The organism is Bacillus sp. SA1-12, assembly GCF_000981385.1.
GTDB lineage: Bacteria > Bacillota > Bacilli > Bacillales > Bacillaceae > Metabacillus.
In genome coordinates this window covers 18,622-40,704 of the sequence record NZ_LATZ01000112.1, presented here as the reverse complement: position 1 = coordinate 40,704, position 22,083 = coordinate 18,622, and the positions used below count along the sequence as shown (strand labels likewise).

Here is a 22,083-nt window from a genome sequence, read left to right as displayed (position 1 = left end):
CATCATGTTATTTTGTTTTTAAGTTTCTGTCAATCATTTTCTTATCGTCATATTTTGCTAGAAAGTGCTAAATCTTGCAAAGTAGGAGGGAATATCTCAACTCTAAAGACCTAATTGACTTATAACATAATATAATGTTATATTATCAAAAAATGCAAATCATGTGCTCTTTTCTTTTTTGGATGATCTACATATTTTTATAGCTTAAGAGGGGAGTTATAAAATGGGTAAACTATCGAGATCTAAAGTTACCGGAATGAATTTTCACTACAAGCATTATCCTTTTCGCTATTTCTTGGATTCCATGGTGCGTTACGAAATTAAGAATATTGAGATTTGGGGGGCATCTCCACATTTCTATGTTGAAAATATGAGTCTTCATGAGATAAGGGAGGTTAAAAAGGAGATCGAGCACCGAGATCTATCCGTCATATGCTTTACACCTGAACAATGTGTTTACCCAATTAATATCGCAGCAAAAGAGGCAGATATTCGTGAAAGAATTCTTAAATATTTTAAAAAATCAGCCTATGCAGCAAAAGAATTAGATTCGCCGCTTCTTTTAGTCACACCAGGCTGGGGGTATGAAAACGAAGCTGTTGGTGAAGCTTGGAAGCGCTCAGAAGAATCTTTGCAAATACTTGCTCAATTTGCCACCGAATTGGATATAACCTTGGCTCTGGAGCCTCTCACAAGAATGGAAACAAATCTGATTCATAACGCTTCCCAGCTAAAATGGATGCTAGAACAGGTAAACCATCCAAATCTTAAAGGAATGATTGATACCATTCCGATGGCATTAGCAGGAGAGGATTTCACTGATTATTTTACCCTTATGAAGGATGAAATCGTTCATATTCATTTTATTGATGGAAAACCGGAAGGCCATCTCGTATGGGGTGACGGAGTGTTACCGTTAGAAACTTATATCAATCAATTACATAAGGCTGGCTACAAAGGTTATCTTTCTCTCGAATATACCTCTTATCAATATGTCCAGCAACCAGATGCTGCAATGGAAAGATCGTTCGAAGCGTTGTCTTGTTATTTCGTTTAAATGATCTTCCTGGCGTATGAATTTTGGAGCTTATCAGAACCCCTTAGGTTGAGACAACGAACAAGAAAGCATTATAATAGAATTATTATCCAATAAGACAGGTGAAATTATGTTAAGACAAGATGATAAAGTTCCATTATATGTACAATTAAAGGAATCGATTCGAAGTTCCATTTTAAACGGTCAGTTAAAATATGGAGAAAAAATCCCTACTGAAATTGAATTGAGTGAGAGTCATAAAATTAGCCGAATAACGGTGAGAAAGGCGATTCTTGAGCTTGTTGAAGAGGGATACCTCATCAAAAAGCAAGGAAAGGGTACATTTGTCAGCAAGCCAAAGATTGAACGAAAGATTGTTCACTTTCTAAGCTTTTCAGATGCTTGTAAAGCAAATGGGTTAAAAGCGGGCAGTAAGGTGATAAAAAAGGAAATTATTCAGCCAACACCAAAAGATCAAGAAAAGCTTCAACTTGATGAAAATGATGCGATGGTGTATATCCAAAGAGTGAGGTATGGCGGTGACTCACCCGTTATGCTTGAGAATAATTATTTTTCCTATAAAAACTACCATTTTCTTCTTAGTGAGAATTTAGAGACATCTTTATACCAAACACTTGAAGAAAAACACCAAATAAAACCATCCCATTCTGGCGAGCTTTCGTTGGAAATTGTCCGGGCAACAGAAGATCAAGCGGAATTGCTTGAGGTTGCAACCGGAGAGCCGCTCTTTTATATGGATACGGTCATTTTTGATGAACATAACCGACCGGTTCATATTGGGAAACAGTATATTATTGGTGAAGGCTATAAATTTATCTTAAAATAAACACAAAAAAGACAAGGTAATGAGATGGCTATTATTATCTTGTCCTTTCTTTACTTGTTATAGGATGTTTGCGAGGTTATTACTATGAATCTATTTATACAAAAAATAGCCATGCTTCTTGCTGGCTCTTTTATTTATGCATTGGGAATAAACTATTTTGCCATCCCCAATAAGCTATCTGAAGGTGGCATCATTGGAATCACCATCATTGTCTATTATCTTTTGGAATGGTCTCCGGGAATCGTCAACCTTATCTTAAATGGATTATTGTTTGCGCTTGGCTACAAGCTGCTTGATAAAAAGACAATTCTTTTTACCTTATTAGCGACTGTTTTCTCCTCCTTTTTTCTCTATTTAACAGAAGGCTGGGGAGAGTCATTGGGTGGAGATACTTTATTAGCTGCCTTATTTGCCGGTGTATTCGTAGGAGGCGGGCTTGGTCTGGTCTTTCGAGCAGGAGGTGCAATGGGAGGTACAGCAATTCTGGCAAGACTCGGGCATTATTATTTTGGGTGGAGTCTTAGCAGAACCATTCTGATCATAGACCTTATCATGATTGCAGGCTCTGTCTATGTCATTGGCCAAGAAAAAGCCATGTATACATTAGTTGCCGTATTCGTCGGGGCTAAGGTGATCGATCTTGTTCTTGAGGGATTGGATTCACAAAAGGCTGTCACCATTATTTCCAGCTCTGCTGATAAAATTTCTACACAGATTACCTTATCTTTAGCCCGTGGCGTGACTGTTTTTAATGCAAAGAGGGCTTATACTGGTTCGGACAAGGAAGTACTCTATGTTGTGATTAACCGCCAGGAGCTAGCTAAATTAAAACAGCTTGTTCGTGCGGTTGATGCCAATGCCTTTGTCGTTGTTCATGAAGTTCGCGACGTCATTGGCGGAGGATTTTCGGTTGAAAAAGCGTAGATTTGCTTGATGCTGTAAGTTTTTGAAGGATTCATTATTATAGTAGCAATCGGCTTTACGCTAATGATTTTATAAAAACGTTGAATGTCTTAGCAAAAGCTATTTTATAATCTTTTTTCAGAAACCCTCTGCAATTAACCACTCCGCACTACATTGTATACAGCAACAAAGTTTACAATAAGACCCTTATGATAAGAACAGGATTCAGCTCCTATTGAAGATTCCTGTTCTTTTCGTTTTTATTAACATAAAGTTAATCACTACTAATTCCTTATAGTCGTGTAAGCTTTCATATCTGTTTTGAAATCATTTCCATTGTATGGCATAATTTTCTAGAGACAGAGGAGTGAGAGGATGCAAACAGTGTTGATTATTGAGGATGATCCGAAAATTGCGGAGCACCTGCAATCCTATATCGTGAAATATGGCTACAAAGCCATCATCGTCAAACGTTTCGATAATGTCATGGTAGAATTTGGTCAACAAAAACCAGACCTTGTTCTATTAGATATCAATCTTCCTAGCTATGATGGCTATTACTGGTGCCGGCAAATCCGGAAGGAATCGATCTGTCCGGTTATTTTTATTTCCGCACGGGTAGGGGAGATGGATCAGGTGATGGCGCTGGAGAATGGCGGTGATGATTTTATCACAAAGCCGTTTCATCCTGAAATTGTCATGGCGAAAATTCGCAGTCAGCTTCGTCGTGCTTACGGCGAATATGCAGCACAGGCCCAGGAACGAGTATTAGAAGTGGAGGGGTTAAAGCTATACCCGGAAAGATTGGAATTGTCCTTTCGTGACCAAACCGTCCAGTTATCAAAAAAAGAAGCGGATATTATTGAAAGTTTACTAGAACGCTATCCTCGTGTAGCCGGTCGTGAAGACCTCCTGGAAAAGCTATGGGATGAACAGGTTTATGTCGATGAAAATACGTTAAATGTGAATATTACACGAGTGCGTAAAAAGCTTGAAGCAGTTGGAATTCCTGGAGCAGTTGAAACTGTTCGGGGTGCGGGCTATCGGTTGAATGTGACATGGTGAAAGGCAGGAGAGAAATGAGGTTATTCCTTAAAGAGCATGTATTGTTAATTGCTGTACATGTGATTCATTTTTTTGTGATTTTAGGCATTTATTGGCTTGATGGCTACCGTCATCTGCTACCAGCCCTCTATGCAATCTTTCTCGGCCTGGTCTTTCTCACGGGCTACCTTGTTTACCGCTATTTGAGTCGACGTCAGTTTTATATGAGGCTGACGAACTCACTTGATTCCCTTGACGATTCCTTCCAAACAACTGAGCCTTCCCCGATATCTGTGGCGCTTGATCAGCTATTAAAGGATCAGTATAAGCTTTATCAAACAAAGATTAAAGCGTTGGAGTCCAAACAGGAAGAGCATTTGAAGTTTATGGACCAATGGGTCCATCAGATGAAAACACCGCTTTCTGTCATTGAGCTGATCGCGCAAAATTTGGATGAACCTGACTCATCAAGTATTCGTGAAGAGACGGATCGCATGAAAACCGGCTTAAATACGATCCTTTATATGGCAAGACTTCGAACCATCGAACAGGATTTTCATATCAAGCCTGTAAAATTGTCTAAAATGGTGAATGAAGTAAATGGTGAAAATAAACGGTTCTATATTCGCAACAAGGTGTACCCCCATCTCCTCCAGCAAAAAACAGATATCACTGTAGAAACAGATGAAAAATGGATGTTCTTTATCCTTTCGCAGCTGATCAATAATGCGGTCAAGTATTCGAAAGGTAAGAGTAATAAGATCGACATTTCGATTTACGAAAAGGCCGGTGAGGTCGTTTTAGAAGTAAAGGACTATGGCGTTGGGATTCCAGAAGCGGACAAGCGTCGTGTCTTTGCCCCATTTTATACAGGGGATAATGGAAGGAAATTCAGAGAATCAACAGGTATGGGTCTGTATTTAACGAAGGAAGCATGCGAACACCTGAGACATCGCATTGAGCTTGAATCAAAGGTTGGAGAGGGCTCAACTTTTCGCATCATTTTTGGAACGACACAAAACCTTACAACGATGTAAGGAAAGTGAAAGAATAATCGATTTTTTGAAGATTAAAGAGAGGCTATACTTATCACAAGTCAAAGGAATGGAAAGGAGAACTTGTGATGCTAAACGTAAAACAAGTGAGTAAGATTTATGAAGGAAAGATCGCTTACCGGGCATTAACGGATATTGATTTAACAATTGAATCAGGCGAATTTGTAGGAATCATGGGACCATCTGGAAGCGGAAAAACCACACTGCTAAACATGATTGCTACTATTGATGAGCCGACAACAGGAGAGATTTTGATCAACGGAAATAACCCACATACATTAAAAAAAGAGGAGTTAGCAAAGTTTCGTCGCCGTGAATTAGGTTTTGTCTTTCAGGACTTTAATTTGCTTCATACCTTAACAGTAGAAGAAAACATTGTCCTGCCCTTAACATTGGACGGGAAAAAAGTAAAGGAAATGAAGGGAAAAGCCAATGAAATTGCAGAAAAATTAGGGATTACCGGGATTATGAAAAAACGGATCTATGAAATATCCGGAGGACAAGCGCAAAGAGCAGCTGTTGCCAGAGCGATGATTCATTCACCTAAGCTGTTATTAGCGGATGAACCAACGGGAAATCTTGATTCCAAGTCTTCCAAGGATGTAATGGAAATGCTTGAATCGATAAATAAAAATGAGCGGACGACCATGATGCTCGTCACACATGATCCACAAGCTGCCAGCTACTGTAATCGGGTTGTCTTTATTCGTGACGGAAAATTCTATTCGGAGATTCACCGTGGTGACCATCGCCAAGCCTTTTTCCAAAAGATTATCGATACTCTTTCTTTATTAGGAGGGGATGCACATGACCTTTCGCCAATTCGCGTTTAATAACGTCATCCGTAATAAACGGTTATATGCTGCCTACTTTCTCAGCAGCTTATTTACGGTCATGGTCTTTTTTACCTTCTCAATTTTTGCAAATCATCCTGTATTAAGCGGGAAGGATATGAACTCTAGTGTTACACAAGGAATGAATGCAGCAGCAGGGATCATATACGTGTTTTCCTTCTTTTTCGTTCTATATTCGATGAGCTCCTTTTTACAATCTCGGAAAAAAGAGTTTGGTTTATTAATGATCCAAGGGATGTCCATGAAGCAGATCCGGTTAATGGTGTTTTTAGAAAATATGCTGATCGGATTTTTTGCCACACTTGGCGGGATATTCCTTGGCGTTGTCTTTGCAAAGGCGATTTTGCTATTAGCTGAAAATGTCTTGATTATAGAAAGTGCACTGCCTTTTTATTTTCCCACATCAGCAATCATCATCACCTTTGTATCCTTTATCATTTTATTTTTCTTTATTTCCTTATTTGTAACGTATGTTTTGCGTAGCAAAAAGCTAATTGAATTAATTAAAGCCAATAAAATTTCGAAGGGTGAGCCTAAAGCAAATCTCTTTTTAACGCTGGCAGCAGTGCTTTTATTAGGAGCCGGATATACTGTTTCCTTACTGGTAGAAGGGATGATGGTCGTAATTGCAATGGTGCCTGTTATCATTGTTGTATGTATCGGGACCTATTTGTTGTTTACACAATTAAGTGTTTATGTGATTAGAAGTTTAAAAAAGAAGGAACATGTTTTTTGGTTTAAAACGAATATGCTTCTGTTTTCCGATTTAGCGTTTCGGATGAAGGATAATGCGCGCACATTTTTCATGGTCGCGATTGTGTCAACGGTCGCGTTTTGTGCAATTGGTTCATTATTTGGCTTTCAAACTGTCTTAACATCAAGTATAAAAGCGACGAATTCAACGACGTTTTCTTATAAAACTAGTGAAGAAAATAAAGAACAGAATGTTGCGTTTATCAATCAAACTTTAAAAGAAGAGAAAATTGAAACAAAATCAGAGTATACGGACTTGCGATATTTTCCAATTGGCCAGGATACTATTCTGATCACAAGTGAATCTGATTTTAACCGCTTTGCCTCTTTAATTGGTGAAGATACAACTGACATAAAAGAAGGGCAAGTTATGGTTGTGGAATTTGAAGGAACAAACTTTGGCCAAACAACGGAACTGCTAAAAGAAACAATTAAACTAACTTCAGGTACTACATTGAAACCTAATGAAGTCATGCATTCAAAAGCACTGCCTGCAACAGATTCCTATTATATAGTTTCAGATCAGGATTATCAGAAGCTTCCTGAACCAGAGGATGTACAAAGCTATTATGCATGGCAGGCTACAAATGGGGAAGAAGGGATCATGGCTGCCTCTGAAAAGCTGTACGAGAAATTACCAAGATATGAAATCACAGCAGTCGAATATGAAATTTATGAAGTGATGAAAGGCTACGGACCGATTTTATTTGTTGGACTATTTATTGGCATTGTCTTTTTCGTATCCGCTGGCAGCTTCCTTTACTTCCGACTTTACATGGATTTGGATGAGGATAAACAAAAATTCAAGTCGATTTCAAAAATGGGCTTAACCGATAAAGAGCTAAATAAAGTATTAAACAGACAAACGATGATTTTGTTTTTCGCACCAATCCTCATAGCGCTCATCCATGGAGCGGTGGCTCTTACAGCATTATCAAACCTGTTCTATTTTAACCTGTTTAAGGAATCTGTTATCGTTCTAAGTGTTTTCTTAGTAATCCAGATTGTATACTTTTTCATTGTACGCTTTTTCTATACGAAACAAATTAAGGCATCGATTTAACATAATAAATACAATGAGGGTTAGACACATGTTTACCCTCTCAATACTATGAATAACAACTGGTTATTCAAGAACGAAGCATTTTCGATATTCCTTCATGACTTGATCAGCTCTTCACACGAAGTTCAAATTGGCTCTTAGGCAGCATGATCAGGCAATGAAATTTATATCCACACGAAAAGAGAAATTCACGATTTACCCAATTTGATGAAAATGGGCTTCATTTTAGGCGGATTAAACAAGCAGTAAGCGCAATAGACGGGCTCAAAATTTTTCTAAACGTATATACTATATCGTCTAAGACTTTTACAAACGAAAGGAAGAGGTTTAGAATGTACGGTTTCGAAAATTCTCCGAATGTAGCTGGAGCTATGGCAAACGCACCACATGTTGCTGGTGTAGCAAATGCTCCACACCCAGTTATGCCATCTTATGTAGCTCCTGCTTATGGATATTGTGCACCATCTTATTGTAATACGTTTGTGCTTGTCGTTGTATTGTTTATCTTATTAATTATCATTGGCGCAACAATCTACTGCTAATTTAGATTCTCTACAAAAAGGCACCGAATTGTGCCTTTTTTTTTCATTTTTCTTTCCTTTGACTCACTATATGAGAATCAAGTAACTTGTCCTCTTTCCATCCTTCAAAATGTTGTTTAATTCTTAAAAACATGCTCTCCAATTTTAACCGTTGTCTCTCTGGAATCCAGCCAGCGATTTTCAGCAATATCTGGATTGTAAAAGAATAAAGAGTCTTGAGCGACATGTCTCATGTTTGAGAGAGCTGCTTGTACCGCTTGGACAGATGCCTGATCAGCTGGTTTATTGATTTCACCATTTGCAACGGGCTGGAATTGTCCTGGCTGGTAAATGACCTCTTCTATTGTATCAGGGAATTTTGGGCTTTCAACTCGATTTAAAACGACATTCGCCACTGCCACTTTCCCCTTGAAAGGTTCGGATTGTGCTTCGGCTCTGACAACTCTAGCTAATAAATCGATTTCTGCCTTAGAGAAGATTCCTTTGCTTGCTTGAACCTCTCCACGACTTGGAACAGAAGGGCGCTTGAATTTATTTGTATTGATCTGCTGACCGACGAAAATCAGATCAAGATTCTTTACTTGCGGGTTTGCCTTTGCTAATTCCTTCAATGATAGACCATGTTCCCGCGCGATGTTAAACATCGTATCGCCTTTTACTGCCGTATAAGCAAAAGTAGGTTCAGCCAAAAAAAGAGATGCTAGTAATGTTAGTAAAAATACTAGTTTTTTCAAGATTTGTCCTCCTAGTGAATATCGTATTTTGAATCTCTATTAATCTCTATGAAAGAAAAATAGTGAATAGTGTTACAAGTTGTTTACATAGTGATTACATATGGTTGAAAGGGGAAAATAAGGATTTTGCAGGAAGAGAAATGATTGTTTTTCTAACGGTTTACTTAAGGATATTATGAATAAATTGCGATTAAGAGTTTTTCAAGGTGAGATAGGAAAATACATGAATATGAACCATTTACAAAACATTTATTAATTTTTTGTAAATGATGACACATCTATTCACCTTCATCATATAGTAACTCCTGTGTGAGAAATTAATTAGGAAGGAACATCAAATATGAATAACTCTCAAAACAAAACATCCGTTAAAAATGAGTACAAAGAGGGAGGAAGCAGCTTTAAGGTCATTGAAATAAATGTATCTGATAAAACGGAAAGCTTATATGCTGTGGTGACTCCAATAAAGAAAATGCAATAAAAAAGGCATTTTGAAATAGAAAACCATCTTTTTTGTAAGTATACATAGAAAAGATGGTTTTTTTATTATTTCATACTATCTTTCTATGAGTAGTACTCTGAATGGGTAATTTTGTTACTTTGTGATATACTATGCAGCGAAATTAAAAAATCACTTGAAAGGCGGAGGAAGATCAAATGTACAGATCAGTTGCTGAATTTATCGAAGAATGGAATTATGAGGCAGCTTTAACGCAAAAGGTTTTAGATGCCTTAACAGATGAATCCCTAGCACAAAAGGTTTCATCAGATAATCGTACCTTAGGTGCGATTGCCTGGCATATAGTCGCAAGTACACCAGGAATGCTCATGGAATTTGGCCTTACGGTTAAAGAGATGAAGGATCCAAACTCTGTTCCAACCTCAGCCAGGGAAATCGCAGAAACCTTTCGCAGCATAAGTTCAGACACTAGTGAGGCAGTGCAATCACAGTGGACAGATTCATCATTAAGTGAAATGAAAAATGTATTTGGCAGAGAAATGCCAAGAGCTGCCATGCTGTCATTGCTTATTAAACATATCATCCATCACCGCGGACAAATGACCGTTCTCATGCGCCAAGCAGGAGTGCAGGTTCCAGGTGTATATGGCCCATCGAAGGAAGAATGGAGCCAAATGGGCATGGAAGCACCAACGATATAAGATTTACATATGAGCAGAGGACACTGAAATCAGTGTTCTCTTTTTAGCTGTTTTTGAATATGGGGACGGGGTAAAATACTAGGAGGTTGTGAATCAAATAAATTGACAGGTGGTTCAATTCTTGAAAAGAGTGGTTCATAAATAAGATATGTCGTTCAATTCAAGGCATTCTCCTGAAAAAACGAGTTAAGATATATAATCACTAATTCCCACGATCAAAGTTTACAGGCTCAAGTTATGAAACAAAAGAATATACATATATGAAACACTGAGACTGGAGTGAACTAGAACGATGTCATCCAAGCGATCTCCTATCTACATTAACCATATTCTTGAGCCTGGCTACAAGTTTACAAAAAAGCATTTTCTCTCCTTTATGATTGAGATCAATATGGCTCATGCAGCGATGCTGACCCGTACAAAGATTCTGCAGGAACTGGATGCAAAAAAAATCATCAAAGCCAACCAGCAATTATTACGAAAAGGGTTCGTAAAAGAGTATGACCCTGCATTTGAAGATTTATTTTTTATGATCGAAGGGGAGCTAAAAAGGGAATTAGGTGAAGAGTTAGTTGGCAATATGCATATTGCCTTTAGCCGGAATGATATGGATGCAACGATGTACCGGATGTTATGGCGTGAGAAGCTTATCCATTGGATGAGCCTTGTTATCGATTTGAAAAAAACCCTTCTCAAGCTTGCGAAGGAGCATAAATTAACCGTGATGCCGGCATATACCCATAATCAGCAGGCACAGCCGACGACATTTGCTCATTATATTCTGGCAATTGACAAGCATTTAGAAAGGGATATCAATCGCGGATTTTCGTTATTAACTCGAATCAATCAATCACCAATGGGAGCTGCGGCCCTGGCAACGACGGGCTTTCCAATTGACCGCCATTATATCGCAAAAACATTAGCCTTTGATAAGCCGCTTGATAATTCCTACGATTCCATTAGTGCTGCAGACTATATGCTTGAAATCGCCAGCACCTTGTCCATTTCCTTAAGCACTTTATCTCGTTTTGTTTATGACCTGTTATTTTTTACAACAAATGAGGTTAATGCGATAAGCCTTGATGAAAGCTTGGTCCAGACCTCAAGCATCATGCCGCAAAAGCGAAATCCTTCTTCATTAGAACATACCAGGTCATTGATCAGCAGAACTATAGGGGAATTACAATCAACGTTTATGATGACACATAGTGTGCCATTTGGTGATATTGTGGATATTGGTGATGATATCCAGCCAATCCTTGAACAAGGCTTCACTCATTCAGTTCAAATAGTCGGATTACTAAAAGAAATTCTCAATAATATGACGATTAAGAAAGATATATTATTAAAACGTTGCCAAGAGGGATTTTCTACTGCTACTGAACTTGCAGATGTTCTTGTTAGAGACTGTAACCTATCGTTTCGACAAGCACACCATCTTGTGCATGCATTTGTCAAACGGTTAGCTGCTGCAGGGAAAAACCTGCAGGAAGGAAATGCACAGCTGCTTAAGGACATTGCGAAAGAAAGCTTTAATCTTGAATTAGCTTTAGTAGAGGACCAGTATAAAAGGGCCATCGATCCTTATCAATTTATTAAGGTCCGTTCTGTTCTTGGAGGGCCTAACCCAAAAGAAACAGAAAAACAGCGAAAATTATCAGCCCAGCGAGTAGAAATGTTCATCAGTGAGTTGAGTAAGTGGAAAATTACGTTTACTCGTTATAAAGATGAATTGAAAAAAGCATAACCTAATGACTATCACACGATCAGAGTCCATTCTCCTAAAAGAGAGTGGACTTTTTGGAAAGGAAAGGACTCTTTATCTCTCGTAAAGATTCTAAAACTAGCAATTGATAGTCCGTTTGTAACAATTTCTTCCTAACTGTAAGACATAACCAGTCAATTTTGCTATATTCATAGTGTCTTATATAATGAATAGGGTTAGGGAGGATGACAGATGACAAAATGGTATATGAAGTCTTTCGGGTTTATTGCTAGTTTCGCATTGGCAGGTAGTTTGTTCGCTGTTCCTGCGAATGCGGCGCCAAATACAGCAAATCCTGTTGTCGAAAAAGCTTTAGTTGCTAAGATTGAGGAGGCAACCATTTTTGAGCTGCAGCATGCGATGCAGAAGGGGGCATTATCTTCAGAGAAATTGGTTGAATACTATTTAGAGAGAATCGAAGAATACGATGATACGATTCATTCCGTTATTACTGTTGATGACGATGTCATCGCAGAGGCAAAAGAGCTCGATAAAGAGCGGAGGGCTGGTAAAGTCCGCGGATCCTTACATGGAATTCCTGTTATTTTAAAAGATAATTATGATACATATGATATGCCGACGACAGCTGGATCATTGTCTTTAGAAGGGTCGATTGCTTTGGATGATGCGTATCAAACAAAGAGATTAAGAGAAGAGGGCGCGATTATATTAGGAAAAGCCAACCTTCATGAATTTGCGTTTGGCTTTCAAACCTACAGTTCATTAGGAGGCCAAACCTTTAATCCATATGACCTATCAAGATATCCAGGTGGTTCGAGCGGAGGTACGGCCGCAGCGGTTGCAGCTAATTTAGCAGCGGTTGGACTGGGAACAGATACAGGTGGTTCGATACGAATTCCTTCTTCTTTTAATAACCTTGTTGGCATCCGTCCAACTATGGGACTGGCTAGTCGGGATGGCATCATTCCTCTAGCGCTCTCACAGGATGTTGGCGGCCCAATTGCCAAGACTGTTGAGGATGCCGCAATTGTTCTTGATGCAATTGCAGGCTACGATCCAGCTGATCCGGTGACAAAGACCAGCATCGGCAATGTGCCAAAAACCTATACACATTATTTGAAAAAGAATGGGTTAAAGAATGCACAAATCGGAGTTGTCCGAGAATTATTTGGACAAGACCAGCAAGTCAATGAAGCGATGGAGCAAGCGATTACGGACATGGAGAAGCTTGGAGCAAAAGTAGTTGACGTAACCATTCCGAATCTAAATAACATTCTCGCTTATCCAAGCTTAAGCGGCTTTGAATTTAAGTTTCAACTGAATGATTACTTAGCTTCCTTAGGACAGGATGCACCTGTTACAACACTAACAGAGATTATTAATAGCGGAAAATTCCATCCAAGCTTAAAAAATTCATTAATCGCTAGAAACAATCAGGTATCATTAGAAACCAATGAAGAATACCAAAACATCATCACCAACCGTCCAAAGCTGACAAGAGAAAGTCTGATGGAGACCTTTACAGTAAACGAGCTTGATGCGCTAGTCTACCCAACCTCAAATGCTTTACCTGCGAAAGTTGGAGAAAATCAGGGAGCCGGAAATGCCAATCGATTAAGCCCTTATTCAGGATTCCCGGCTATGTCTGTCCCAATTGGTTTTAGTGACAATGGGCTGCCAATTGGCATGGAGCTATTGGGCAAGGAATTTGATGAGCCAACCCTTATTAAGCTGGCATACTCCTATCAAGAAGGAACGAACCATCGGAAAGCACCAGTGCTTCATTAAAGAAAAAATGAGTGCCAATTATGAAAATAAACAGTTTCCCTTTAGAGCAACAAAAACTAAAAACACATACAATGTTAAGTTAAATAATCGAAGTTAATACGTTGATGTTTTACACGCTGGGCCAGGATATACGAACGCTGCTACTACTGGTTATTATTCATCCGACCATAAAAATGGAAGGTGAAAACTAACTCCTGCTCAGTGGTTAGGTATTCCTGATAAACAATTTGACACAAAAGGGCTTGGGAAATCACTCCTAGCCCTTTACAATTTAATTAAGTTCCTTAATTAGTCTAAGAATGTAGCGAATTCATACGAAAAAAGTAGTTCAGTTTTGGAGCGTTTTTTTTTTACGTTTTTACTCTAAAACTAAACTACTTATATGAAAAATTTACTTTTTTTTGTTATCACACATGATACTAAAGTGGCGGGTTTTCCACACCTAAATGAATCCAATCTTCTTTTGGCGGTCCATAAACCCCATAAGGCTTGATGCCTGCTTGACGTAAAAGCACTGTAGCTTGTCCGCGATGATGAACAATATGTTTAATTAGTCCCATTAAAATTGACGCATTTGATTCTTCACGTCCAAATGCCGTTTGTACTTGCTTCAATGAGTCGTCTGTCCATTGTTGTTCAATGACTTGGGCTGCATGAGAACTTACCTTTTGAAAGGTTTCGGCAATTTCCTTTGCTGAGGCAGGGACATTTTCTGCATGTTCTACTGCTTTTATTTCCAAGCCAAAATGAGCTAAATATTCTGGAATACTTGTTGTTAAATGCCAGATAATTCTTCCTAAATTGCGACCGTCTGAATAAACTGTTTGTTTTAATGAATCATCAGTCAAACCTTCTAACACCTTTTGCGTTAACATTGCTTCGCGGTTCCATTCTCTAATAAAGTCCTCATTCGTTACATACATAGCCAATACCTCCAGATTCCAAATAATTGGTATTTTCTCTCAGAAACTAAAGTATAAAACATTTGTTCGTATTTTTCAAATTCCATTCGAACTATTTTGCTCGTTTTCTATCATTCTTTGCTTCATTTTTCTAAGCGAAAAATGGAAATTAATATGGCGGAACATGTTAAAATACTATGATGATAAGGAATAAGGGGGAATAGCGATGAAGCTGGATCTTTTACAATGGAAATCGGCTTTTTACTATACGAAAACAACTATTTGGATGGTTTAAAAAAGCACAAGTGTATTTTTGTCAATTTCTTTAAGCGTATAGGTGCATAAGTAAGGAAATGTAATTCTGTACCATTTGTTTCTGCTGTACGCTGCTTTGCCAGTGCCTCAAGTAATTGCAATTTGTTTCAACGAAGTTTCTTCTCGGAACATAGCACCGATAGCCACTCTGCACTGACAGCCGCTATTGCTATAATGCGGCGCTCAGTTGGAGCTGCATCAACAACAATTCCTCAACCAGCACATATACCAAATGCTCCAATCTTTTCTTGATCAACAAATTTAAGTTTATGCAGCTGCCAAGTTATTCATTGTGATTTTCAAAAAAACAAAGGTTTACAAAGAATCTCAGATAATTTTAAAAGAAAACTAGGCATTATCAGACCATTATTAACCGAATGTTTGCACTATAATGAAAGTAGTGTAACCGCTAACAATTATCTGGATTTACAAAAGTCCAATACATAAAAGACATAGGCAGCTTGAAAGGGTATTTGTCCATCGTATCCCTCGATGCCAGGAAGAAGGTTACAGATCTGATTTGGCCTGTTTAAGTGGAAAACCTTGTGTTAGAAATAGGCACTGCAAGGATGCGAGAATGGAAAAGAATGACTGATTTTTCACTTGCTTTATAGGAGGTGACTTTATCCGTAACCCGCTGTTGCCTATGCCCCTTGTTAGGGAGACAGGGAATCTATATACCTTTTAAAGCAAGGGCAGATCAGATCGGATGAATCAATTGACGAGAGGAGAGATCATTTTGAACAAAATTGAGAGTTTGTTTATGATCGGTTGTATGCTTGTAGCAATGTTTATGACAAGTGCTGTTTATGCAGATGGAATGACAGGTCCGACTAGTTTTTATATTTCTCCAACTGGCAGTGATAGCAATCCAGGAACGAAAAGTGCGCCATTCAAAAGCATAATGAAAGCACAATCGGTAGCTTCCTTCGGGGATACCGTATACATTCGTGGAGGAGTTTATGATGATTTTGAAATAACAGAAACCGATAATCCACACGAGGATGTTTATCATTTTGTGCATGATATTTATAAGAGTGGGATTACCTATACGGCTTATCCTGGAGACGAAAGGCCTGTTTTTGATTTCAGTAATGTGCCAACTAATCAACGTGTAGCTGCTTTTTATGTAGGAGACGATGTAACCGACATCAATTTTAATGGATTTGATGTGACAGGGGTTAAAGTAGGTGATCAAAAGCAATCCGAAGCTTTTAGAATTAGTGGTCAAGCCAATTTCGAGAATATGGCTGCCCATGATAATGAAGCAAATGGGCTTTACTTTACTGGAAGAGGGACAGGAATCGTACTTAATTCTGATGCTTATAACAACATTGGACCAACTGATACTTCTGCTTCAAATACAGATGGTTTTGGTGCTCATGGCGGTGCAGTTTCGTTTATTAACTCCCGTGCATGGAATAACAGTGATGATGGATTCGACAGTATCAGTTCAACTGGGCCAGTGGTTTATGACCATTGCTGGGCATTTAATAATAGGGGTAATCAGAATGGTATAGGCGACAAAATGGGTTTAAAGTCGGCGGATATTCGTATAGAACAACTGGTCTGCCAGATCCATTGCCAGTACATACTGTTAGATATTCTTTAGCTGTTAATAACGGAGCTAATGGCTTTTATGCGAATCATCAACCAGGGAAATCAGCTAATTGGATTAATAACACGGCATATAATAATGGTATTTCTTATGGTGCTAACTTCAATATGTTAGAACGTGTTAGTCCAACTAGTGAAGAAAACATCCCAGGTTACAGAGAAGTTTTACACAATAACATTGCTTATAAGGGGATATCAATAATAAATGAAAATCATCCGCAAGAAAATGTAACGAATAATTCTTGGACTATAGATGGCGGTCTTGAAATCAAACCTGAATATTTTTATAGTCTGGATGTAACCCAATTATCAGCGCCTAGAAAAACAGACGGTAGTTTACCTGATGTTACATTTATGCGTCCTGTACCCACCAGTCCTCTTTACAAATACGAGTTAGGCTACCTTGCTGACCAAAAAGATCCTATTTTATCCTTACAGGAACTAGTAAAATCATTCACCGAAGAAGGCACAATCGATAATCATGGAATTGCAAACAGCCTCCAAAAGAAACTGAAGAACCATAATCTATCTGCTTTTATTCATCAGGTAGAGGCTCAATCGGGAAAGCATATAGATAAGGAAACAGCAAATATTCTTCTTCGAGATGTGAACGCGTTTAATGCGTTGATAACCAAATAAGGAATGACCACTGAGAGAAGCACCCCATATAACCATAGTGGGTGTTTCTCGCTATTTAATACAGTGCATTTTAGTGAGCCCAATTATACCTTGGAGTAAATCGTCCGTTCCAGTCATTTTATCTGCTTTGGTTGTTTAAAGGAAAATAATTTGAGACGTGAAGGATAGTAGTATTGAATTGTTAGCTGAATAATAATAGAATAACTCTATTAAAAATAAATAGAGCCTATTAAAGAAATTAGTAGGAACTGGGGGATAAAAATATGCAGATTCGTGAGATTGAAGAAAAAGACAATAAAGCAATAGAGCAAATTATTAAACGCTCATTGGAATCATTCGACTTAAACATTCCAGGAACAGCCTATTTTGACCCCCAGCTGAGTAATCTAGCACAATATTACAAACAACAATCAAATGCTAAGTATTGGGTTGCAGTGAATGAACAAGATATAGTGGTAGGCGGTGTGGGTATTGCGCCATTTGGAGAGAAGCAGGGGATTTGCGAGCTGCAAAAGCTATACATTACACCAGAAGTTCATGGTATGGGCCTGTCAAAGGAATTGATGAAAGAAGCACTCGATTTCGCCAAGGAACACTATACATACTGTTATTTAGAAACATTGAAGAAACTCCGGGTAGCTAATCTCCTTTACATCAAATTAGGTTTCCAACAGCTTGAAAAAGCATTCGATGATTCAGAACATAATGCTATGGACGCTTGGTATATCAAGAAATTATAAACTAGAAGAGGGATTCTTATTTTTCAGGGAAGTCTGATCAAAAACCAAAGAAACTCTTTTCTAATCACTGTATAGAGTATATAAAAAAGAAGATGAGTTACTATTTATAGTAGATATTCATCTTTTTCTGCTTGAATGTGCTTGTTAAAAAGACCATACAAGTATCCTTTTTTAATGTACTAAATAATTGCTAATGTCAACCGATAATGATCATTTTCCTTATTCCTGATTACTCAAATGTTTGATTTATAACTCTTCAAAGAAATAGAGCAAATCAACAGCTAGAATGATGCTCTTTATGTTTGTAGTTCGAAAAAAATGGATAAATGAAAGAGTGGAAAAGAGCCTCCTAATAATGGAAGGCTCTTTTCTCATTTGTGTTCGTTTCATGCAGTAATAAAAGGTTGACTTTAATGATTGAAATGAAAATTTTAAAAAATCGTAATCCTTAGTAATTACTTGGATCATCCCAACCTCAATGATATAAAAACGGGGGCAGCGTTACATTTTGAAAATTCCATGTGATATTTCCTTACATGTTTATGTGAAGATAAAAAAAGAAGTGATATTGTTTTATTAACAAAAAGTTCAGAAACAATAGGAGGAATTCACAATGAAAAACATCGGAAATTTATCATTTTTAATATTAGTAATAAGAGTCATATTTTCAAAAAAGGCACCAGTTTTATATTAATGAGTTATTGAAATAAACACTCTTATCTTGAATTGTTGATCTATTATGGTGCTCGACGAGAATTGTAATTGTATAGATTTTAATTATTGCAAAATAGTATCTTGGAACTTAACATATAGCACCAAGAGAATCACAAGGTGGTCTTTATGAGGAATACAAATGGTCAAACATCAGTATTAGTTTTATCAACTGTGTCAATGATTGTTTCATTTACCATATGGTCGGTTTTTGCACCGATTGCTACAGAAATTCAAAAAATTTATCAGTTAACCATTACTCAAAAAAGCATTCTTATTGCTACTCCAGTATTATTGGGATCCTTAATGAGAATTCCCATGGGGATATTAACGGATCGATACGGCGGCAGAAGAATTTTTGTGTTGACTATGTTGCTGCTTATCTTTCCCATGGTTGGGGCAGGTTTTGCCGATTCTTTTGCCATGTTGTTATTTTGGGCTTTCTTTATTGGAATGGCAGGAACAACTTTTGCTATTTCCATAACCTATGTATCTAAATGGTATCCTCCTCAAAAACAAGGTTTGATCTTAGGAATTGCTGGGATGGGAAATCTAGGATCGGCAGTAGCAAATTTCTTGATACCCTCCATTTTTAACTCTTATGGACTATCATGGGTATTTTGGAACCTAGCTATTGCTATGGCATGTATGTCAATTCTTTTCTGGGTAGGAACAAAGGATGGACAAGGAACAAATGAACATAAAACTTTAAAGGCTTCTCTTTCCGTATTAAAATTTAAAGAAACATGGTATTTATCGGTTTATTACTTCCTTACATTTGGAACCTTTGTAACTTTCAGTATTTATTTACCTACATTTTTGAATGATCTCTTTCGTATCACTGCCCTTGAAGCTGGAATTAGAACAGCAATATTCGTCGTATTGGCTACGCTAATACGTCCAGTTGGAGGCTATCTTTCCGATCGTTTTGGAGCAAAAGGGTTGTTGAATCTTGTTTTTAGCGGAGTAACAATTTGCGGGTTGTTCATTGCCTTTACTATGGAAAACTTCCTGTTCTTTAGTGTAAATTGTTTGATTGTCTCTTTTTTATTAGGAATAGGAAATGGTGCGGTTTTCAAGATGGTACCTGAAATCTCTAAAGGAAATACAGGTGCAGTAACAGGGATTGTCGGTGCTATTGGAGGAGTCGGAGGCTTTTTTCCTCCAATTGTCCTTGGCTTGACAAAAGATTTAGCTGGAGATTATATGATAGGTTTTCTTTTATTATCTATTCTCTCCCTTTTTTGCTTAATCCTTAATCATAAGGGTGTTAATAAAACAAGATTGAAAGTAAGTCCACAAAAAAGTGCATAAAACACAAATAAAAGCATCTGCAACATATCAAATGCAGGTGTTTTTTTATGTGCGGCTTTCCTTGGTGTAATGTCTTGAGTAAAAGTCCCGAACAAGTATGCAGAACAAACTTAACGCAATGGTGTCTATTATGACATGGAATCATGAGGATGGAAGCAGCAAAAAAACGAATAAAGGCCAATCCCTTATCTATCAGGGAATTGGCCCAAATATTTTACCGTGAAAAATAATCTAATTACAGAAGGATTTTGAGCTATTGAAAGGGAATAAATATTATCAATGTATTGTATGATAAAAGTTCACATCCATTTGAAGGGAGGTGAATCTATGACTCAAAGCGTATTATGTGAAGTAAGTAGTTGTAAAAACTGGGATCAAGGAAACAAATGTACTGCTAATGAAATTTATGTAATGAGCCTTGAGAGTGCACAACCTTCTGAAATTAAAGAAACAGGCTGTAAAACCTTTGAACCTTCTGCTTCATAAAAAAAGCCTCTTAGATGTTGCTAATAACAACAACGTTGCTTTCTTCATCATTAAAATTCTAAATGTTACATTCAGTTAAAATAAAGCTAAAGAAAAAAGTAAAGAAAGTATCAACCATCTCTAAAATGTTAATGATAACAAAAGAGGAGGTGTGATACTATGGCACAAGATGTTCTTTGTGAAGTTAATAACTGTACGTATTGGGGTTCTGGAAACAAGTGTAATGCGGATGCTATTTATGTTGTAAGTCATAAAGGTAAGGAAGCATCCAATAGTGAAGAAACAGATTGTAAGACATTTGAACCAGGGAATTGAATTCTTAAGGTAACCAAAATTTTGGTTACCTTTTACTATTTATAGTATTGATAATAACTATCATTTTCATTCGTATTTTATGAAATTATTTTATATCTTTTTGAAAAAGAAGGGGTAAAAATTAATTTTTGCTGTTATCCTATGAAGAATTAAGACTGAAACTGTCTCTTTTTTTTGCTTTCAAATATAAGGTAATGGGCAGTTTCCACTTTTTCTTCTATGTAATTCAGTGAATAATCACCTAATGGATCTGATAAATCACCGATTGCTCGAGATAGGTTATCAATCACAAGTCTTAATGTATCAAGCTGTTTTAACTCTCTGGTTAAATTCATCTCATCCATAATTTCATGAGCAAGATGTTGAATACGGCGTAAACGCACTGCTTTTGTCTGCATATATTTACAGCCTCCTCCGTTAACAAAAGAAATATTAATAAAATAAATATATGGTTAACAGGAGAGGTTTATGAGTAGATACTAATGATCAATCCGTTTCTTCTAAGCTTCTAATTAAGAAGCTTAAGTAAAATAGGCAGACAAAGAAATAAGTTCTCCTCACTCCCTAAACTGGCGTATTTATGGAATTAACTATAAATGAAAAGCAGAATGTTACTTGCTCGTTCCACTAATCAACCTACATATAATTTAAATGAACAAAGAATGAAAGAAAGATGTATAAATGAAGGTATCAAAGGAGGGGGTGGGTTTTTAAAGCCGCTCATCTTTTTTTCTTTGTACTCATAAAACTCAGTTAAGAGAATTTGCAAACATTCCTTAAAAAATTTTTTATTTCTTCCCAAATAATGCAGGATAGTGATGTTGTGAAATTGAATTAAAAATTAACTGAAAAAAGGAGTTGATCAATTCCTTATAAGTTAGGAAAGCATAGGAAGTAATAATGATTGGCGGAATCAATCCTTTTTTATTTTGTGTCATTCTTGTAAAGCTCACGATCTATTCTTAATTAGATTTTTCCGTAAACGTTCTCTTATAGTCATATAGATTCTCCACAATTATTTTTTGGAGTCTACTTGAAAGAATGAGCCTATCCAACTCTATTTTAAGAGTTTGGCTTTTTTGACCAATATTCATTTATTCATGCAAAATTGATATACAACGAAATTTACAATAAATTCCTTCCCTTGTTCCCTGCTGCATTACTTAAAATTTTTTTTGGAAATCAATTTTCAATAATCCTAAACAATAGAGATTATTTTATAAGTAGTAAGATCAAATCAATCCAGTAAAAATACGTTTGCCTATATTGAGTTGAAGATCTATCTGCTTCATAATTGATATAGGTGTTTTAAACGATCATTATGAAAATTTTCAGGACAAATGGCTGGATTCTGAATCAACTGAAAAACTAAGCAGACGCTTAAAATTTGCTTCGTACATCTTATCATTTCTAATAAAAGTACTGAAAAGATATTCCACAAACTGTCATTAAATTATAGACTTTTTAGGAATAAATGATAACGCTTTCATAATTATTTGCTCATTTTAAGGAGGTGGTTAATTACTTAATCTTGCAAT

The 22,083-nt window shown here is 37.1% G+C and carries 21 protein-coding genes; 18 read left to right on the top strand and 3 right to left on the bottom strand.

Annotated elements, in window-relative coordinates; genetic code table 11:
• Window positions 1–223: 223 nt before the first annotated feature.
• From WQ54_RS18235 to WQ54_RS35305, 8 genes are all read left to right on the top strand, one after another.
• Window positions 224–1,057: a sugar phosphate isomerase/epimerase gene (locus tag WQ54_RS18235; protein WP_046586048.1), complete on the top strand. Its 834-nt coding sequence runs from the start codon at window positions 224–226 to the stop codon at window positions 1,055–1,057.
• 109 nt (window positions 1,058–1,166) lie between these two features.
• On the top strand, window positions 1,167–1,883 hold the full coding sequence (locus tag WQ54_RS18230; protein ID WP_046586047.1) for a GntR family transcriptional regulator: 717 nt from the start codon (window positions 1,167–1,169) through the stop codon (window positions 1,881–1,883).
• Window positions 1,884–1,967: 84 nt separating this feature from the next.
• Window positions 1,968–2,807, top strand: a complete 840-nt coding sequence (locus WQ54_RS18225) for a YitT family protein (protein ID WP_046586045.1) — start codon at window positions 1,968–1,970, stop codon at window positions 2,805–2,807.
• Window positions 2,808–3,161: 354 nt separating this feature from the next.
• Entirely contained in the window at window positions 3,162–3,851 is a 690-nt protein-coding gene (locus WQ54_RS18220) for a response regulator transcription factor (RefSeq protein ID WP_046586043.1), read from the top strand.
• Between the two features lie 14 nt (window positions 3,852–3,865).
• Entirely contained in the window at window positions 3,866–4,867 is a 1,002-nt protein-coding gene (locus WQ54_RS18215; RefSeq protein WP_046586041.1) for a HAMP domain-containing sensor histidine kinase, read from the top strand.
• An 86-nt stretch (window positions 4,868–4,953) separates the two neighbouring features.
• Window positions 4,954–5,718 carry an ABC transporter ATP-binding protein gene (locus WQ54_RS18210; RefSeq protein WP_046586040.1) on the top strand — a complete coding sequence of 255 codons (765 nt, stop codon included), beginning with the start codon at window positions 4,954–4,956 and terminating at the stop codon, window positions 5,716–5,718.
• Window positions 5,693–7,555 carry an ABC transporter permease gene (locus WQ54_RS18205; protein ID WP_046586039.1) on the top strand — a complete coding sequence of 621 codons (1,863 nt, stop codon included), beginning with the start codon at window positions 5,693–5,695 and terminating at the stop codon, window positions 7,553–7,555. Before WQ54_RS18210 ends, WQ54_RS18205 begins: the two co-directional genes overlap by 26 nt.
• A gap of 332 nt (window positions 7,556–7,887) precedes the next feature.
• Window positions 7,888–8,097, top strand: coding sequence for a YjcZ family sporulation protein (locus WQ54_RS35305; protein ID WP_046586037.1), 210 nt, complete (start codon window positions 7,888–7,890; stop codon window positions 8,095–8,097).
• Between the two features lie 116 nt (window positions 8,098–8,213).
• On the opposite strand, the gene WQ54_RS18195 is transcribed toward WQ54_RS35305, so the two are convergent.
• Window positions 8,214–8,831, bottom strand: a complete 618-nt coding sequence (locus tag WQ54_RS18195) for a cell wall hydrolase (RefSeq protein ID WP_046586035.1) — start codon at window positions 8,829–8,831, stop codon at window positions 8,214–8,216.
• A gap of 340 nt (window positions 8,832–9,171) precedes the next feature.
• Here WQ54_RS18195 and WQ54_RS33770 point away from each other — a divergent pair, with 340 nt between their 5' ends.
• The 4 genes from WQ54_RS33770 (at window position 9,172) to WQ54_RS18180 (ending at window position 13,506) form a co-directional block, all read left to right on the top strand.
• Complete coding sequence (locus WQ54_RS33770) at window positions 9,172–9,312, top strand: hypothetical protein (protein WP_156178011.1); 141 nt, start codon at window positions 9,172–9,174, stop codon at window positions 9,310–9,312.
• A 176-nt stretch (window positions 9,313–9,488) separates the two neighbouring features.
• Window positions 9,489–9,992, top strand: coding sequence for a DinB family protein (locus tag WQ54_RS18190; protein WP_046586033.1), 504 nt, complete (start codon window positions 9,489–9,491; stop codon window positions 9,990–9,992).
• A gap of 292 nt (window positions 9,993–10,284) precedes the next feature.
• Complete coding sequence (gene argH / locus WQ54_RS18185; RefSeq protein ID WP_046586031.1) at window positions 10,285–11,739, top strand: argininosuccinate lyase; 1,455 nt, start codon at window positions 10,285–10,287, stop codon at window positions 11,737–11,739.
• A gap of 210 nt (window positions 11,740–11,949) precedes the next feature.
• The gene (locus WQ54_RS18180; protein WP_046586029.1) at window positions 11,950–13,506 is read left to right on the top strand and encodes an amidase; all 1,557 of its coding nucleotides are present in this window, start codon (window positions 11,950–11,952) and stop codon (window positions 13,504–13,506) included.
• Between the two features lie 419 nt (window positions 13,507–13,925).
• On the opposite strand, the gene WQ54_RS18175 is transcribed toward WQ54_RS18180, so the two are convergent.
• Entirely contained in the window at window positions 13,926–14,429 is a 504-nt protein-coding gene (locus WQ54_RS18175; RefSeq protein ID WP_046586027.1) for a DinB family protein, read from the bottom strand.
• 1,033 nt (window positions 14,430–15,462) lie between these two features.
• On the opposite strand from WQ54_RS18175, the gene WQ54_RS18170 reads away from it, so the two are divergent.
• The 6 genes from WQ54_RS18170 to WQ54_RS32840 all read left to right on the top strand — a co-directional run bounded on the left by WQ54_RS18170 (window position 15,463) and on the right by WQ54_RS32840 (window position 20,545).
• The gene (locus WQ54_RS18170) at window positions 15,463–16,335 is read left to right on the top strand and encodes a DUF1565 domain-containing protein (protein ID WP_231597568.1); all 873 of its coding nucleotides are present in this window, start codon (window positions 15,463–15,465) and stop codon (window positions 16,333–16,335) included.
• Window positions 16,305–16,979, top strand: coding sequence for a hypothetical protein (locus tag WQ54_RS34805; RefSeq protein ID WP_231597567.1), 675 nt, complete (start codon window positions 16,305–16,307; stop codon window positions 16,977–16,979). Before WQ54_RS18170 ends, WQ54_RS34805 begins: the two co-directional genes overlap by 31 nt.
• Before the next feature lie 263 nt (window positions 16,980–17,242).
• A complete protein-coding gene (locus WQ54_RS18165; RefSeq protein WP_046586026.1) occupies window positions 17,243–17,719 on the top strand; it encodes a GNAT family N-acetyltransferase in 477 nt (158 codons plus the stop codon).
• A gap of 840 nt (window positions 17,720–18,559) precedes the next feature.
• Window positions 18,560–19,744, top strand: coding sequence for a nitrate/nitrite transporter (locus tag WQ54_RS18160; protein ID WP_046586024.1), 1,185 nt, complete (start codon window positions 18,560–18,562; stop codon window positions 19,742–19,744).
• A gap of 327 nt (window positions 19,745–20,071) precedes the next feature.
• On the top strand, window positions 20,072–20,230 hold the full coding sequence (locus WQ54_RS32845; RefSeq protein ID WP_084822149.1) for a DUF1540 domain-containing protein: 159 nt from the start codon (window positions 20,072–20,074) through the stop codon (window positions 20,228–20,230).
• A gap of 159 nt (window positions 20,231–20,389) precedes the next feature.
• On the top strand, window positions 20,390–20,545 hold the full coding sequence (locus WQ54_RS32840; RefSeq protein ID WP_084822148.1) for a DUF1540 domain-containing protein: 156 nt from the start codon (window positions 20,390–20,392) through the stop codon (window positions 20,543–20,545).
• A gap of 149 nt (window positions 20,546–20,694) precedes the next feature.
• Here WQ54_RS32840 and WQ54_RS18155 read toward each other — a convergent pair whose 3' ends face one another.
• A complete protein-coding gene (locus tag WQ54_RS18155) occupies window positions 20,695–20,943 on the bottom strand; it encodes a hypothetical protein (RefSeq protein WP_046586022.1) in 249 nt (82 codons plus the stop codon).
• Window positions 20,944–22,083: the final 1,140 nt, after the last annotated feature.

Bases quoted from the DNA above. Each gene is read 5' to 3' on its own strand.
- WQ54_RS18235 (WP_046586048.1), top strand. From the start codon at position 224: ATGGGTAAACTATCGAGATCTAAAGTTACCGGAATGAATTTTCACTAC.
- WQ54_RS18230 (WP_046586047.1), top strand. From the start codon at position 1,167: ATGTTAAGACAAGATGATAAAGTTCCATTATATGTACAATTAAAGGAA.
- WQ54_RS18225 (WP_046586045.1), top strand. From the start codon at position 1,968: ATGAATCTATTTATACAAAAAATAGCCATGCTTCTTGCTGGCTCTTTT.
- WQ54_RS18220 (WP_046586043.1), top strand. From the start codon at position 3,162: ATGCAAACAGTGTTGATTATTGAGGATGATCCGAAAATTGCGGAGCAC.
- WQ54_RS18215 (WP_046586041.1), top strand. From the start codon at position 3,866: ATGAGGTTATTCCTTAAAGAGCATGTATTGTTAATTGCTGTACATGTG.
- WQ54_RS18210 (WP_046586040.1), top strand. From the start codon at position 4,954: ATGCTAAACGTAAAACAAGTGAGTAAGATTTATGAAGGAAAGATCGCT.
- WQ54_RS18205 (WP_046586039.1), top strand. From the start codon at position 5,693: ATGACCTTTCGCCAATTCGCGTTTAATAACGTCATCCGTAATAAACGG.
- WQ54_RS35305 (WP_046586037.1), top strand. From the start codon at position 7,888: ATGTACGGTTTCGAAAATTCTCCGAATGTAGCTGGAGCTATGGCAAAC.
- WQ54_RS33770 (WP_156178011.1), top strand. From the start codon at position 9,172: ATGAATAACTCTCAAAACAAAACATCCGTTAAAAATGAGTACAAAGAG.
- WQ54_RS18190 (WP_046586033.1), top strand. From the start codon at position 9,489: ATGTACAGATCAGTTGCTGAATTTATCGAAGAATGGAATTATGAGGCA.
- argH (WP_046586031.1), top strand. From the start codon at position 10,285: ATGTCATCCAAGCGATCTCCTATCTACATTAACCATATTCTTGAGCCT.
- WQ54_RS18180 (WP_046586029.1), top strand. From the start codon at position 11,950: ATGACAAAATGGTATATGAAGTCTTTCGGGTTTATTGCTAGTTTCGCA.
- WQ54_RS18175 (WP_046586027.1), bottom strand. From the start codon at position 14,429: ATGTATGTAACGAATGAGGACTTTATTAGAGAATGGAACCGCGAAGCA.
- WQ54_RS18165 (WP_046586026.1), top strand. From the start codon at position 17,243: ATGCAGATTCGTGAGATTGAAGAAAAAGACAATAAAGCAATAGAGCAA.
- WQ54_RS18160 (WP_046586024.1), top strand. From the start codon at position 18,560: ATGAGGAATACAAATGGTCAAACATCAGTATTAGTTTTATCAACTGTG.
- WQ54_RS32845 (WP_084822149.1), top strand. From the start codon at position 20,072: ATGACTCAAAGCGTATTATGTGAAGTAAGTAGTTGTAAAAACTGGGAT.
- WQ54_RS32840 (WP_084822148.1), top strand. From the start codon at position 20,390: ATGGCACAAGATGTTCTTTGTGAAGTTAATAACTGTACGTATTGGGGT.
- WQ54_RS18155 (WP_046586022.1), bottom strand. From the start codon at position 20,943: ATGCAGACAAAAGCAGTGCGTTTACGCCGTATTCAACATCTTGCTCAT.